The sequence below is a fragment of the Nitrosospira multiformis ATCC 25196 genome (assembly GCF_000196355.1).
Taxonomy (GTDB): domain Bacteria; phylum Pseudomonadota; class Gammaproteobacteria; order Burkholderiales; family Nitrosomonadaceae; genus Nitrosospira; species Nitrosospira multiformis.
Genome location: NC_007614.1, coordinates 1,360,557 through 1,376,324, shown reverse-complemented (window position 1 = coordinate 1,376,324; position 15,768 = coordinate 1,360,557). Strand labels below are relative to the sequence as shown.

Genomic DNA, 15,768 nt, shown 5'->3' with positions numbered 1-15,768 from the left:
GGTGCGAAGGAGGTCGATCATGCGCCGCCAGGCAATTTTGGGAATGAGTCTACGCTGGTCGACAGGCATGCGATGGTCCAGGCCAGGATCAGCGCGCCCGTGCAGACCGAAATCGTCCAGATGGTAGTCTGATGAACCTTGCGAAGCCAGGCGAGCACCTCATCGTCGACCATTTGCCTGGGAGTGGTCAATCCACCCGGGACCACTACAATGTCAGGTGAGAGAGTCTCCGTCAAAGTGTATGCGGCACCGAGGAGTAAGGCGTCGCCCTCGCTCATGACCGGCCCCGCTTCTTTACCGACAAACCGTATCTCGGTATCGGGCATGCGAGACAATACCTCCCAGGAGCCAACCACGTCCAAGGCAGTCACGCCAGGATAGAGGAGAAACGCGATTTGCAAGGGTACCTTTCTTCCTGGATAACGCCCAATCGGTCCCACCGGGGCGCGCCTCCTGGTTATCTTCCGCGAGGGATTTTGTTCAGTCCTTCCCAGGTCTTATTCCCACATCACGTCACAGTGCTTCCGGACTGCTGCGGAGAGCAGTTCAATCAGTGGTAAGGCGCGATACTTCAGGCTCACACTCTGGTCATCAGCCTGTTCGGCATTGTCCCGGGGCTTTGCCTCTTCCGCTCTTTCCGCCTCGACGGCATGCTTCAGACGCTCGAGCGCTGCAGGTACTTCATCCGCCACCATCGCACTGGGTATGGTCCCACTATGCCCCATCATCTTCAGCAACTGTTTTGCAACGTCACCGAACATGATGATGTCAGCATGGGCAGAAGTCTTGAATGTCACCAGCATGGGAACGGAAATATCGTGGAAACCGTTTCAGGCAATATCCTCACCTCTATCACTTCGACATCTGCACTTATACCTGCCGCCGCGCCGGCATGGTTTTTTGTCTCCTGCCTGCTGTGGAGGCAAGCACCAGCAGGCCAAGCATGAACATAAAGATCGTTGCTGGTTCCGGCACTGCAGCCGCGAAAGCCGCACCGAGAATCGCGTGAGCGTTGGTGGTGGGATGAAAATCATCCCAGAAGAGACGTACCTCGGGATTGTCGCATGTAACCCCCAGCAGGGTGAAACACGGATTGGTCACATCGGTAAGTCCATAGTTCATCGGATTCTGGACGACATCGTTCAATAACGAGAAGGTGTCGAAGCGCTGTATGTTTAACCCTGGAAAAGTGCCATCGAGACTTCCGAGCTGACTCGCCAATTCCGTATTGAACACTACGGAATAGTCGTGCGCCAGCGACACTTCGTTATCCATCCTGGCGGATGGGGTAAGACCGAGATCAGGCAGGTTTGGCACAAGAAAATTCCTCGCTCCCGCCGCTGCAAGCACATTCACATAACTTCCTATGTTTCGGGCGGCCTGAACGGGAGAATCATGGATAAGATAATCATTGCTTCCGCCCCATACGAAGTACAACGCGTTTGGATCTGCTGCTCCGCCTGCATTACTCAGGTAGAGATTCACCTCCTGCTGCATGCCCGGCAAGTTCAATATTCCTGTTGGATCAGCATCATTACCGACGTTGTGGTTACCCGACGTCGCACCCGCGACGGCATAGCCCTGAAAATTAGCCGTATTTACGCCGGCGGGAAAGAGGTTTTTCGCCAGATACTCCGAGGCGACGGGCCCGTTGGAGAAGCGGCCACCATCATACGACGGCCCAAGTTGTGATGGCAGGCAGGGATGCAAGGGATCGCAATTACCGCCGAGCTCTTTGTAAAGACTGTTGACGCCGGAAGGATTGTCTCCCACATCGGACAGGCTGTCTCCGAATACGATAAGACTGCTGAAAGGGGAAGCAGCACCGGCGCTTCCGCCAGACAGCAACACGACAAGTGCGACAACTGTTGTTGATATTTTCATTGTCAGTCCTCCTTGGCTCAGAGATCGTTTTTTTAAGGGAGCACCAAATGTCGCCTAAACAGCGGGATGGTTTTCAGGATGCTTTTCCTGGCGAATATCATCGATCCTTTTCCCTTGCCCCCGCTTCTCCATCACAGTTCCTGGCTAATCGCGCGGGCTTATCAAATACCCGACCAGGATCCCCACGGCAATCGCCAGCCCGACCGTCTGCCATGCATTCTCATGTACGTATTCATCAGTAGCACGTGCGGCGACTCTGGATTTATCCACCACCACATCCTCAAAATTACGTAAATATTCCTTGGCTACATTCAGGTTCTGGTTAAGCTTGTCCCGCACCATTTGCGCCTTGCCTTCCCCCTCGTTGCTTACGAGCTTCATTAATTCTTCTGTGTCAGCAATAACCGAACGGAAATCTTTGATGAGTTTTTCTTTGCTTCCCCTGCCGGTTCTAACCATTACAACCTCCTATGAGCTGTGAATAGAGTAAATCAAATCGAACATTCCTTATCTCGTGCACGAGCATAACCGATTTTTTCTTTTTTCAAAGCACATGTCTGTCTGGCACCGCACATACCGCGGTGTAAATTGACAGGTAATCTCTTTCGAAGAACAAAGGAAAAATTTTTATTGGACCGCCGAATAGTGAGGAACACATGTCACATATTCTTACTCCCACGCAAAACCTTTCTCACAGTCAAAATCTTTTGTTAGCGGCTCTCCCTCAAAAGGATTATGAACGTTTGCAACCTTCCCTTGAACTTGTCGCACTCTCACAAGGCTGGCCGGTCTATGAAAACGGGGGCGAGCTGGACCTGGTGTATTTCCCCACCAGCAGCGTCATTTCCCTGCTTACTGTTTCCGATAAAGGAGAGACGGTAAAAATTGCCGCTATCGGCAAGGAAGGGGTATTCGGTATTTCCATGCTGATGGGGAGAAAGATCGCGCCGACTCAGGCTCTGGTGGCAACCGCGGGCTACGCTTATCGCCTCAGTGCCGCAAGCCTGAGAAGCGAGTTTGAGTTGGGAAGCCCTCTGCGTTATCTACTCCAGCGTTATACCCGCGCCCTGACAAGCGGGTTTATCCACTCCCCCATGCCTGGGGCGCATCCGTCAGCAAGACAAGGCACGCCAATAAAAGCTCCCTCTACTCCGGCTGCCAGGATTTCCCCACGCATATTCGCCCATTCTCCTCCTGACGACGCCCCTTGTCGGCTTCCGTCTCGTTCCGCTCACGCTCCTGGTCATTCCCTATAATCTGGGCTTGAGCAAGATTGGACTCTCGGGAAGGGAACTCCATCTCGCTCAACCCGATCCAGCCCTTACTACCCATGCGCGGAGTAAAGTGGCATAAATCGATAATCCAGAGGCGACGTGGCACATATTCAACGGCTCGGGCTCATGGCTCGGGCTCATTGTTGTGTGAGCTATCGCGAGAGCGGCTCACCCGCACTTCTACATTGTGAGGGGCTCTGTCATCGACTAGGCTGAGAGTCAACTCGCGCTGCTCGGTACCGTCAGCGATAACGACCTCCTCGTCCGGATCGATGTCTGCCTGGTTAACACTGATCGGATAGACGGTTTCTCCATAGCGGTATTTCACCGTAAAACTGGTCCAGTCTTGCGGCAGGCAGGGATTGAAATGAAGTTTCGCCCCTTCCCTTGTAAGACCCAGCATTGTTTCCAGCATCAGGCGGTATAACCAACCGGCGGAACCTGTGTACCACGACCATCCCCCCCGGCCCGTATGAGGAAGCACCGCGTAAACATCGGCTGAGACGACATAGGGCTCGGTCTTGTAAACCGATACAGCCTCCAAGGATCGGCCGTGATTTACAGGATTGATCATGGAAAGCAGTTCCCATGCCCGTTTATGATCGCGCAGGACTGCAAAGGCCATTGTTGCCCATATCGCTGCATGCGTATATTGTCCCCCGTTCTCCCGCACGCCCGGCACATACCCCTTGATATAACCCGGATCGAGGTCTGAGTGATCGAAAGGGGGATCGAGAAGCTGAATCAGGCGAGCATCCCGACGGACCAGTTGTTCATCTACCGCTTGCATCGCCTCCCGCTGCCGCTGGGGGGAGCCCCCGCGAGATAAAACCGACCAGCTTTGCGCGATCGAGTCAATGCGGCATTCGGTATTGCTGGAAGAACCCAGTGGAGAACCATCGTCGAAATAGGCGCGGAGATACCACTTTCCATCCCAGCCGTGCTGTTCGATATTCTTGCCCAGCTTGTCTGCTTCCTTCTTGCATCGTTCGGCAAAGGCCGCGTCGCCGTGCCCGACAGCGAGATCGGAAAATTGAATGAGAATGTCATACAGGAAAAAACCGAGCCAGATGCTTTCACCCCGGCCATGGAAACCGACGAGATTCATCCCATCGTTCCAGTCCCCTGTACCCATCAAAGGAAGACCATGTTCCCCAAACCGCAACCCATGCGTGATGGCGCGAACACAATGGTCATACAGACTGGATACCTGCGCGGAATGAGCAGGCAAATCATAGTATGATTCCTCGTCCAGAGCGACAGGGCGGCCTTCAAGAAAGGACACTGTCTCGGTCAGTACTCCGGTATCCCCGGTGGCAACGACATAGTGACAAGCAACCAGCGGCAGCCAGAGGTAATCATCCGAGCAGCGGCTTCTGATACCGCGGCCCACCGGAGGATGCCACCAGTGCTGAACATCCCCTTCGATAAACTGGCGGGCCGCAGCCCGCAACAAGTGCTCGCGTACCAGAGCGGGTTCAACATGAACCAGCGCCATCACATCCTGCAATTGATCGCGGAATCCAAAAGCGCCCCCGGATTGGTAGTATCCGCTGCGCCCCCAGAGACGACAGGCAATTACCTGATACAGCAGCCAGCCATTGACCATCACGTTGACGGATGGATCAGGGGTTTCCACCTGCACACCCCCGAGCGTTCGGTCCCAGTAGCGGCGCACCTTTTCAAGTTCATCATGTGCCACTTGTAGTCCGCGCATCCTCTGGACGGTTTCCAGCGCAGCTTCACGGTGAAGGCCCGCGCCCAGGCGAAAAACAACCTCGCGCGTCGCGCCCTCGGGCAAATCAAAAGGAACACGGATAGCGCCGCAGGGATCCAGTCCCGCTCCTACCCGGCCCGAAAGATCCTGAGCAATCATACCTGCGGGATTTCGCATTCGTCCATTGCGCCCGATAAATTCCGTCCGGTCACCCGTTACACTTTGCGTTCTGTCATCGACATCGAAAAACGCTACCCGACTTGAAAACTCGTTATTGTAGGGATTGCGCGCAAGCAGCACCCCGCTTGCCGGATCGATCTCCGTGACCACATGCATTCGCGTCTTCTCGGGAAGGTCTCCTAACACCCACTCCACGTACCCTGTTGCGGAAAGTCTCCGGAACCGGCCGGAATCGTTGCGAATCCGCAATACAACGAACTTGACCGGAACGTCGCGAGCAACATAAATCCAGAGTTCGGAAAAAACCCCCTTTCCTGCATGTTCGAATACACTGTAGCCGAATCCGTGGCGGGTAACGTAGGAAGCGGCTCCAGGACTCGGAAGGGGAGCGGGTGACCAGAAATCTCCGCTTTCTTCGTCCCGCAGATAGTAGGCCTCTCCACTGGAATCGCAGACCGGGTCGTTATGCCATGGAGTCAGCCGGTATTCATGGGCATTCTCACACCAGGTATAAACATTTCCGCTTTCGGAGATAACCGTCCCGAATTGCGGATTCGCCAGAATATTTGACCAGGGAACCGGGGTTCTCTGCTCCTGCCCAACAGTGATGACGTATTCGCGCGCATCGGAAGCAAAACCACCAAAACCGTTATTAAACAATAGATTCCGTTGCGGCAATACCGGGGGTTTTTCGGGGCTGGAGCGCCGCACCGGTTTCAGGGGGTGTGGCCGCAGCGGAAGGTCGGCCGGAAGGCGGCTCGTCAACTGCTCGACCAGTTTCCCATTCGTGTCGAGAATAATCACGCGCGCCACGGCCTGCATCAGAATCCGGTCTTCCGGAGCAATCTGCTCCCCACGCCGGATGAAAATACCGCCTGGCCGATCGAGCACATGAGCTTCCGCACTCCCGGCCAGAAGCCCCATGATGTGATCATGCAGTTGCTGGCGGTAACTTGAGTGATCTTCGTTCCAGATGACCAGATCGACTGCCATCCCTTTCACGCGCCAATAGGCATGAGCCTGCACCAGCTGGCGTACCAGATCGATATTGGCCATATCGGTGATCTGCAGCAATACAATAGGCAGGTCGCCGGAAATGGCATAACCCCATAAACCCGATTGTCCCTGCCGGTTCTTGCTCAGCAGCGCCTCGTCGGCGCGCAGATAAGGACTTGCATACAGGATGGAACCCGCCATTCGCCCAAAAAGCTGTGCATCGGTTTCAGTCGCATTGAGTTGGCGCAGGACAACGAGGCTATGAGTCCAGGCGAGATCGAAAACGCGATTTTTCAGATGCTGGTCCTGGTATTTTTCTACCAGATGCATGACCGCGTGACGTGAATCTCCCGCACCCGTGACAATATCCACGATTGCCGACTCCCCCGGCTCGAGCATCATTCGCTTTCGGATAGCAACGACGGGGTCGAGCACTGAACCCGAACTGCCGGATAGGGGTTCCGCTTCCATCATTGCCGCCGGCGCAGACACGTCGTTTCCCCGTCCGATGAATGCCATGCGACTGGTTTCATAAGAAGCCGCGTCAGGAGTGACCCCGTCCACTGTCATCAAGTGGAACATCCATGGTACCAGGTCGCTTTGGGAACGAGGACGCCTGCTGCATAAAATGGCGTGCCGGTCCGCCAATATTTCCGTTTGCACGAAGAGATTGCCGAAGGCGGGTGCCTGGGCATCGGCAATCGCGGGCGCCAGCACGACCTCGGCATAAGACGTGATCTCGATTTCCCGCCGCGTCCATGCGCGATTGGTGATTCGAACCCGCCGGAGCTCGATATCATCCTCGGGCGATACGGTAATCTCGGTATGGGTATCGAAATCAAGATCCCGTCGGCGGAACTCGACCCTTCCTTCAGAAAAAACCACTCCATAGCGCTTTGGCTCTTTCAGCACAGGCTGATAGGTATTCGACCAGAACTCACCGCTTGCAATGTCGCGCAAATAACAGAAATTCCCCCAGTAGTCGCAGGTTCCATCTTCCCGCCAGCGCGTAATGGCCAGATCCTTCCAGCGGCTGCTTCCCGCTCCGCTGTTGGTCACCATGACATGGTACCGGCCGTTGGAGAGAAGCTGCACCTCCGGAATCGGCGTGTTGGCGGTTGAAAGCAGCCGGATCGGCATTTCCGGAAGTTCCTTGATAACCCGCACATCGGGGAGCTCGGCGATGGGAGAACGTATGACAGTGGCTTTGGGAATTCTCTCCTGCAGCAGGAGCATGGTTGCCTGGAATATGGGCTCGGAATCGAACCGCCGCTGCATGGGCCGGTCAAGCAGCAGGTATGCAAGCGAAAGAAAGCTCATTCCCTGATGGTGAGCCATGAATGAGCGCACGATCGCGTACGTCTCGCCCCGGCGCAATCGGGAAGGCGTATAATCCAACGCTTCGTAAAAGCCGAATTTTCCCATCATCCCCAGAGCGGTCAGCTCCTCCAGATTCCGGCAGGCAGCTTCCGGTGCAATCATCAATGCCAGGGCGGATGCATAAGGTGCAATGACCAGGTCTTCTCCCAGGCCGCGCTTGATGCCCAGGCCAGGCACCCCGAATGCCCGATACTGATAATTGAACTGAACGTCTACAGCGTTGTAACCGGACTCCGAAATACCCCAGGGCACCCCCCGCTCCCGCCCATAGGCAATCTGCCTGTTGACAGCCGCCTTGCAAGTCTGGTCAAGAAGCGTGTTCTCAAAGGTGGGCATTACCAGCAACGGCATCAGGTATTCGAACATCGAGCCGCTCCAGGAGAGCAGAGCGGTCTCCCCATCATGAGCTGTAAGCATGCGTCCCAGCGCAAACCAGCTTTCCTGCGGCAGCTGGCCCTGTGCAATCGCGACAAAATTGGTAAACCGCGCTTCCGAGGCCAGCAAGTCATAGTAGCTGGCGTCCCGTCGCTGCTCACCCACGTTGTACCCGATGGCAAGCTGCCGCTGCGCGGGGTTGAACAGGAAGCCATACTCCATTTTCGCCATTTCTCCCGCCTGAAAGACCAGGCGTTCGAGAGCAGCCAGATGTTCACGCGCCGCCTCTCCACCTTGATGGGCAAGTTGTCGCAAAGAGGGGATCTCCGCGGGCGTGTTGCGGTCCTCCAGTGCTGCAGACGGCATGAAGTGGGCAAGTTCGGTTAGGGCGAGCTCACATTGCCGGTTTAATGCCCTCGCCCATTCAAGGGGTTCCTGTCCGGTTGAAGCACGTCGTGCTTTCTCGATCTCATGCATGATTTCCCTGGAAAACGCAGTCAGTCGATCGAGTTCGGCATGCAGGCTGAAAGGTGCGTGTGGAGAGTTTTCCCTTGCGAGCCTCAGCGCTTTCCCGAATTGTGATAAGGGTGTACTGGCAGCCTCGGAACCAGGAGTACTTTCGAGAATCTGCAGAGTGTCGGCAAGCGCCTGAAATAACTCTTCGTGTACGATCGGCCTATCTGCTATTGCCATTAACGCGACACGCAATGTCAATAGGTGGCCTGCGAGATTACCGCTGTCCACGCTCGATACGTATCGTGTCAGGGGAGTTTTTGTCTGCGTATCGTACCAATTGTAAAAATGACCGGCATGCCGTTCCAGGGTTTCCATCGATTCGAGGGTATTTCGGGTCCTTTCGATGAGTTGCAACGGGCCAATATAGCCGAAGTCATAGGCAGTCACATTTGCAAGCAGTGCCAATCCCATGTTGGTTGGCGAGGTCCTGTGGGCGACAGTCGGTACCGGGTGCTCCTGAAAATTATCAGGCGGCAGCCAGTTATTCTCGGAATTGACGAAATTTTCGAAGAAATACCACGTACGGCGCGAAGTCTGACGTAAAAAGTGGATTTGCCCCTTGTTTAACTCGGTGCTGCGCAGCGGAAGAGGTTGGCTTATCCACCAGGCAATAAATGGCGCCGCTCCCCACAAAAGCAGTATGGGCAAGGCCGAAATCAAGGCCACGGGAGCAACGACCATCATTCCTGCGCCTGCTGCTACCGCGGTCGCCGGCGCTATCCACATCGACCTGAAGGAAGCGCCGACGCCGCCCCATCTATTCGTCGAATCATATTCGCGTTCCGCAAGATGGGAAGGAGTCCATTCAAGAAGCCGGCGGTGCGTAAGGAGGAGTCGCACATGGGTGCGCAGTATCGCATCGAGGCTGAAATAAGCCTCGTACGGGAGGCAGACCAGCCCGAACAGGTTTTGTGCGAAATGGCGGCCGCCAGTGCGTAGCGTAGTGATGACGTGAGCGCGCAGAGGGGCGTCGCCCTGTCTTTTCAGCAGATCGGAGGCCATGGTAATGGCGCTCGGAATAATGACCGTACCGATTACCACCAGTGTCCAGAACCACGCGTTGTCGAGAGCCAGCCAACCCACCAGCAGAAGCAGCAGCAGGGCTACCGGCACAAGACTGCGCCGGAGGTTATCCATCAGCTTCCATCTCGACAGAATCGACAACGGGTTTGGCTGATTACTTCCGCCGGGACCCGGAACCCGGGCAAGCAACCAGCTCGCCAATTGCCAGTCTCCCCGTATCCAGCGGTGGCGACGGCTTACATCCGCACTGTACCGGGATGGAAATTGCTCATACAACTGTACATCGCTCAACAGGCCGGCGCGAGCGTAGCAGCCTTCCAGAAGATCATGGCTTAAAATCCTGTTCTCTGGAAAACGTCGGCAGACCGATTGCTCGAACGCATCCACGTCGTAGATCCCTTTTCCGATAAAGGAGCCTTCGTAGAATAAATCCTGATATACGTCCGAAACGACCCTGGTATAGGGATCGATGCCTGCTTCACCGCCAAATAGCCATGCATACCGGGACCGGTTGGTGCTCGATAACGTCACCGCCACCCGGGGCTGCAGAATGCCATAGCCTTCCGTTACCACAGCGTTCCCGCTGGTCCTCTTGAGGCGGGGGCGATTCAGGGGGTGAGCCATCGCTCCGACAAATTGATGAACGATCTCCCGCGGCAATTGGGTATCGGTATCGAGGGTGATGACGTACTTGATATTGACAAGCAAATCCGTATTGCCCACTACCACGGAAAATGCCTCCCTCCCCTCGCCACGCAGGAGCGCATTCAAGTCCGCCAGTTTTCCGCGCTTGCGCTCATGACCCATCCACACTCCTTCTTGGGGATTCCAGCGGCGAGGGCGATGGAACAAAAAAAACCGCGTTTCCTGTTTCTGCGCTGACGCTTCCGGAGCGCCATTCATGCCACCGATCATGTTACCTGCACTATGGTTCGCATACTTTCGATTGAGATCCTCGATTCCGGTGCGGGCGATTCTCAATAGGGAATCGTCTTCGGGGAGCGTTTCCTGATTCGCATCCATGAAGTCGGTGAGCAAGCCGAAATAGACATTCTCGTCCTGATTTGCCAAAAACCGGACTTCAAGCGCCTCCACCAAGGCCGCGACTTCGGATTCCCGCGAAAGCATGGTTGGAACCACGACCAGCGTTTGAAACGAGGAGGGAATACCACTGGAGAAATCCAGGCGCGGCAGCAGATGAGGTTTCACCAGAAAAGGACTCGCCCAATTGACCAGGGCAACAGCCAATTGACTCATCGCAAGCAGCGCGAGGATGCCAACAAGACCTAACAACCATCCATTTGCGCCATCCTCGAGCGCTTCGACCAGCAGGGCACTGGTCAGACCCAGCGTAACGAATGCGATGCTACTGAGATACCAGAAGAGCGGGTATTTGCGGGCGGTGCGCCAGAATTGCTCATGCAGCGACCAGCGGACCTTTATCGCTTCCTCAAGATCAGCGAGACCATCCCCCGTCAGATAAAATCCGACATGCTCCTTAACGTTCTCCCCAGCAGTACTTGTCGCCGGGTTATGCGCCAGGCGAAGCGCTGTCCGGGCCACGTCCACTTCCGACAGAGGACTTACCTTGGCCAACCGCTCCACCACATGCCGGTAGTGGTCGCGGCTGGCGAAATCCATGTCCGCATAGATTCCACTTGGATCTTCCCGGAGAGTCTGTTCCACAACGCTGGTGGTTTCGACGAATTCGCGCCAGTCTATGGCGCCCAGACTCCGCAAGCTGTTGATGCTGTTCGAGATGGAAACCTGATCGGCAGCCTGCTGCTGATTTCCCAGTTGCACCAGTTGGTCGATCGTCTGGTTTGATTCAGCCAGCCGCTGCTCGATCCAGGTCAATGGCAGCACCAGGGTCGGTCCCTGACCCTGCAATCGGCGCACCAGTTCCGAAATGAACGGGGTTGTCATGGGAGGATTCGATCTCGCCATATCTGCAATGACGAGAACAAGACTTTTCGGATCTTTTGCCGCCACCCGGATGATTTCATCAGCCCAGGTATCAGCGAGATTGCGGTCTGCCCGGCCCGCTGCCACATGCACGCCCACGCGGCGGAGATTTTCGATCAGCGATAGCCGCAGCATGATCGGTATCGCCCATAGTTCACCCAGTTGCAGATTGACGACGGACTGGTACGCGGTTACGAAGCGCCTGAGACTCTCTGTATCCACCCTGCCGTCCCCGTGCGATATGGCCTGCAATGCTATATCGTATACACGGGGGAGATTGGCGGATGCGCCCTTGGCAAGGAGGGGTAATTCGCGGCTATAGCTTTTGGGAAGGTGCCGCTTGGCAATGCGGATCTGTTCCTCGACGAGGTAAAAGTTGTCATAGAGCCACTCCCCTGCCGGAGTGAGCAGCTTGTCCGCCATGACTGCCTCGGTCAGCACACGGCAGATATTGAATAACGTTGCCTCATTCTCATCCAGCCTGGCCAGCAACTGATCGGTGCCGCGCGCCGATGATAACTCGTGTGAAGCCGCCAGTATGCCCCCGTAAAGCTCCATCTGATCCGCGCCGAACAGTTCGGATCGCAGGGGGAGTTCTTCATTCAGTGGAATACGCGGCTTTCCGATATTGCGAAGCCGCGCTGTAACCGGCCTCAAAAGCTCGGAAACAGGAATACCTTTAACGTTCAATTCGGATATTCTCCAGGCTATGTCCGGTCAGCAGCAGAAGTATTAAAATTGCCTCCCCTTCGAATCGAGGGGTTGAGCCACATGACATTCTGCTCCCGTCCTTTCTTTGGATACCGGAAGGTCATGCCCCACCTCAAGTTGACAGCTCTTTCCGGAATCTGGACGGTTAAAAGAAAAGGGAAAGAGCGATTCTGGAAGTGTTGTCTGGCACCTTCTTTACAGGGTGTCTTCATAGGGCTGTTACCTGGCTGGAGCGGTCCCGCATTAAATTTTTACCAGGATTTCAGGGGACATCGTTACAATTTCCAGTCCCACGTCCTCTTGTCTTGCAATTCTCTCCGGATATCGGGCCGGTGTATAAAGAAACCGGCTTGAACGATGCAAACATCTTTTCGACGCAGGCCACAGCCGTCTTTGCAGGCATTTTTCTAGGCAGGAAAATGATAAACGGATACCTCATCCGTAGTATGTACGCTAGCGCACAATATGGCAGCCGGCAAAATGGGATACTGCAAAGCCTTGTCGCCCGCCTCGGGTCTCTGGAAAGAAATGCTATCATAGGTCTGAACGGGTACCTTGCAGCCGTAAACCTGTGAAATTCGCCTGTGAGATCCTTTTAATGCATCTGCATTTCTTTCAGCGTGCCCAGGCTACAACCGATTTTATGAGACTTTTTCTCTCCTACTAGCGGATGCAAAATCCCCCGCCACCGTTCAACCAAAACCACCTTCTAGCCGCTCTGCCCCCGGCAGAACTCGAACGTCTGAAACCCCACCTGGAACTGGTTCATATGCCGCTTGGCGACGTGCTGTGCGAATCCGGGGGGCGCCTTTCCTACGTCTATTTTCCTACGTCGGCCATCATTTCTCTGCACTATATTCTGGAAAATGGTTCATCGTCAGAAGTTGCCGGCGTAGGGAATGAGGGTCTGCTAGGCATTTCGTTGTTCATGGGCGGCGAGAATACTCCTACGTGGGCAACGGTTCAGACAGCTGGCTACTGTTACCGTCTGAAAGGCCCTCTCCTGCTGCAGGAGTTCAACCAGGGAGGCCCGCTGCAGCGCGTATTGCTGCGCTATACCCAAGCGCTCATAACACAGATCTCCCAGACCGCCGTATGCAATCGACATCACACGATCGAACAGCAGTTGTGCCGCTGGTTATTGCTGACGCTCGATCGACTGAACTCCCAGGAACTGGTCATGACTCAGGAGCTCATCGCCAGTATGCTGGGCGTGCGCCGAGAAGGCATTACCGAGGCCGCCGGCAAGTTACAGCAAGCCGAAATCATTCGCTACCGCCGGGGACATATTACCGTCCTCAACCGTGCGGGACTGGAGGGACATGTCTGTGAATGCTATGAGGTCGTCAAGAAGGAGTTCGAGCGCCTGTTTCGCGATGTAAAAAAATCCTGACTGTCAGTCTTTTCTTCGTCCCGCATCCCGAGCGCTGCGTTTTTCTATCGCATTTATCCCATTTCCAGCCAACAAACCGAACCTGCAGGTGGTTGCAGGTACCCCCTGCACTCTTCTTAGTGTGCGCTGACGTACCGAACCGTTGTATGGGCAGAAGTATCATGACCCTCTTCTTCTGCTTTGGGCTCAGAAACCCGCCTTTGCCATGAGAGTGCGTACCAAGCAAATATTATCGATCTCCGGCGTTGCACTGCTGCTGCTTGTCATCGCATTCGTCCTGTGGTTCGACTGGAATATGCTGAAACCATATATCGAACGGCAGGTTACCGAGAGGACGGGCCGTGAATTCACGATTCGGGGCGATCTCGATGTAAACCTTTCGCTCAATCCCCTCGTCAGCGTTGAAGGACTTTCGCTAGCGAATGCCGAGTGGGGGACCGAACAACCCATGGTTGCCGTGGATAAGGTTGCTGTGCGCATCAGTCTATGGGATCTCCTGTCCGGCGATATCGTGTTGCCCGAGCTATCCATCACGCGGCCCCGGGTACTCCTGGAAAAAAGCATGGATGGAAAGCGAAACTGGGATCTGAAAAAAGAAGAAAAAAAGAAGATGGAACTGCCTCAAATTGGCCAATTCACCCTGGATCAGGGAAAAGTTCTCTTCCGCGATCCGAAGACCAAGACAGATATAGCAGCCGACGTATTCACGGATCCGGCGGTGGACGCCGGAGAATTGCCCCTTCATGTGGCAGCGGAAGGTAAATTTACCGACCTGAAATTCACCGCGCAAGCGCAAGGCGGCAAGATAATGTCGCTTGCGGATAAGACTATCCCCTATCCGATCAAAGCGAGTGCCGAGATGGGAACAACGCGCGCAAGCGCGGATGGAACCATCAAAGGGCTGGCCGAGATGGCGGAAGTGGATCTGAAGCTGGACTTACACGGAGAGGATTTATCTGCGCTCTACCCCGTAACCGGCATCGTTATTTTCCCCTCCCCCCCGTACCACATTTCCGGAAGGATTTTGCACCACGATACCGAGTGGTCCATGAAGGGATTTTCCGGAAATGTAGGCAACAGCGATCTTGGCGGGGATATCGTATTCGACACGGGAGGCGAGCGGCCGCTCCTTCGAGGCGACGTGGTATCCAAAGTACTCGACCTGAGCGATTTGCAAGGTTTTATTGGGGCGCGGCGAGGCCCCCAACCACAGGATACGCCTGCGGAAAAGAAAGAAAAAAAGGAATCAATGAAGAAACAGCGGCATCGTCTTCTACCAGACCAGGAATTCCGGATAGACCGTTTGAAAGCCATGGACGCAGACGTAAGGTTCACTGGAGAATCGATCCGCAACAAGGAACTGCCGGTGAAGCATATCGTGAGCCACTTGAAAATAGACAACGGGCTTCTGACCCTCAACCCCGTCAACTTTGCGGTGGCGGGTGGGAATATCATTTCGAATATCACAATCAACACGCGTCCCGAAGTGCCCAAGGGAGAAATCAAAGTCGACGTCAAGCGCCTGCAATTGCAAAAGCTCTTTCCTAAGCTCGAAATCACGAAGAATAGTGCAGGTGTAATCGGCGGTGCAATAGACATTAATAGCCACGGCAAGTCCGTCGGCGCGCTGCTGGCTTCGGCCGATGGAAACTTTGGCCTGATCATGTCCGGCGGCCAGATCAGCAAGCTGTTGCTGGAAGTGATCGGACTTGATGGGGGGCAGATCATCAAGCTCCTGTTTGCCGGAGACAAAAACGTGCCGGTGCGGTGCGGGGTAATCGACTTTGATATCAAGAAAGGCATCATGAGCAGCAAAGCTTTCGTCATCGACACGACCGATACCAAAATTGTCGCTAAAGGACAGATAAGCCTGGCTGAAGAAAAGATTGACATGAAGCTGTCTCCCAAAGCCAAGGATGTCAGCATCCTGAGCCTTCGCACCCCTATTCACATAGAAGGCACTTTCAAGGATCCCACAATCCTTCCCGACAAGATACTTGCCATACGGGCGGGAGCAGCGGTCGTACTGGGAGTTCTTGCGACACCTCTAGCAGCGCTCATCCCGACCATTGAAACCGGACTGGCCAAAGATGCCAATTGCAGGGCATTGATTGCTTCAGTGGAAACGCCAGCGAAGCGCGCGGCTGGAGTCAAAGATAAGAAAGATGAGGATCATCCCCCGGCGTCCCAGACGTCCCGGTCAAAGTAATAGGAAGGAATATTCAGAGATGACCGCCCTCCTACTTATTTTACTCGCTTCCCAACCGGGAATGCACTTTCCGATCCTGATGGGCGAGCGAATGGAGTAAAAATCACAACCGTGGAAAATTGACTGTTTTCTGCGGAATGACAAG

Annotated in this window: 8 protein-coding genes; 3 read left to right on the top strand and 5 right to left on the bottom strand. The window is 54.9% G+C overall.

Annotated elements, in window-relative coordinates; genetic code table 11:
- Positions 1 to 17: 17 nt before the first annotated feature.
- The 4 genes from NMUL_RS06250 to NMUL_RS06235 all read right to left on the bottom strand — a co-directional run bounded on the left by NMUL_RS06250 (position 18) and on the right by NMUL_RS06235 (position 2,343).
- Positions 18 to 401: a DJ-1/PfpI family protein gene (locus tag NMUL_RS06250; RefSeq protein WP_049783071.1), complete on the bottom strand. Its 384-nt coding sequence runs from the start codon at positions 399 to 401 to the stop codon at positions 18 to 20.
- Between the two features lie 96 nt (positions 402 to 497).
- Positions 498 to 803: a DUF1840 domain-containing protein gene (locus tag NMUL_RS06245; protein WP_011380531.1), complete on the bottom strand. Its 306-nt coding sequence runs from the start codon at positions 801 to 803 to the stop codon at positions 498 to 500.
- Between the two features lie 67 nt (positions 804 to 870).
- Positions 871 to 1,884 (bottom strand): SGNH/GDSL hydrolase family protein, encoded by a 1,014-nt coding sequence (locus NMUL_RS06240; RefSeq protein WP_011380530.1) that lies wholly within the window; start codon positions 1,882 to 1,884, stop codon positions 871 to 873.
- 144 nt (positions 1,885 to 2,028) lie between these two features.
- Positions 2,029 to 2,343 (bottom strand): ElaB/YgaM/YqjD family protein, encoded by a 315-nt coding sequence (locus NMUL_RS06235; protein WP_011380529.1) that lies wholly within the window; start codon positions 2,341 to 2,343, stop codon positions 2,029 to 2,031.
- 284 nt (positions 2,344 to 2,627) lie between these two features.
- On the opposite strand from NMUL_RS06235, the gene NMUL_RS06230 reads away from it, so the two are divergent.
- Positions 2,628 to 3,140, top strand: a complete 513-nt coding sequence (locus NMUL_RS06230; RefSeq protein ID WP_146063205.1) for a cyclic nucleotide-binding domain-containing protein — start codon at positions 2,628 to 2,630, stop codon at positions 3,138 to 3,140.
- A 142-nt stretch (positions 3,141 to 3,282) separates the two neighbouring features.
- Here NMUL_RS06230 and NMUL_RS06225 read toward each other — a convergent pair whose 3' ends face one another.
- Positions 3,283 to 12,000, bottom strand: coding sequence for a glycoside hydrolase family 94 protein (locus NMUL_RS06225; protein WP_011380527.1), 8,718 nt, complete (start codon positions 11,998 to 12,000; stop codon positions 3,283 to 3,285).
- 691 nt (positions 12,001 to 12,691) lie between these two features.
- Here NMUL_RS06225 and NMUL_RS06215 point away from each other — a divergent pair.
- Together NMUL_RS06215 and NMUL_RS06210 are read left to right on the top strand one after the other, a co-directional pair.
- Positions 12,692 to 13,414, top strand: coding sequence for a Crp/Fnr family transcriptional regulator (locus NMUL_RS06215; protein ID WP_011380526.1), 723 nt, complete (start codon positions 12,692 to 12,694; stop codon positions 13,412 to 13,414).
- A 205-nt stretch (positions 13,415 to 13,619) separates the two neighbouring features.
- The gene (locus NMUL_RS06210; RefSeq protein ID WP_011380525.1) at positions 13,620 to 15,623 is read left to right on the top strand and encodes an AsmA family protein; all 2,004 of its coding nucleotides are present in this window, start codon (positions 13,620 to 13,622) and stop codon (positions 15,621 to 15,623) included.
- The last annotated feature ends 145 nt before the right edge of the window (positions 15,624 to 15,768 follow it).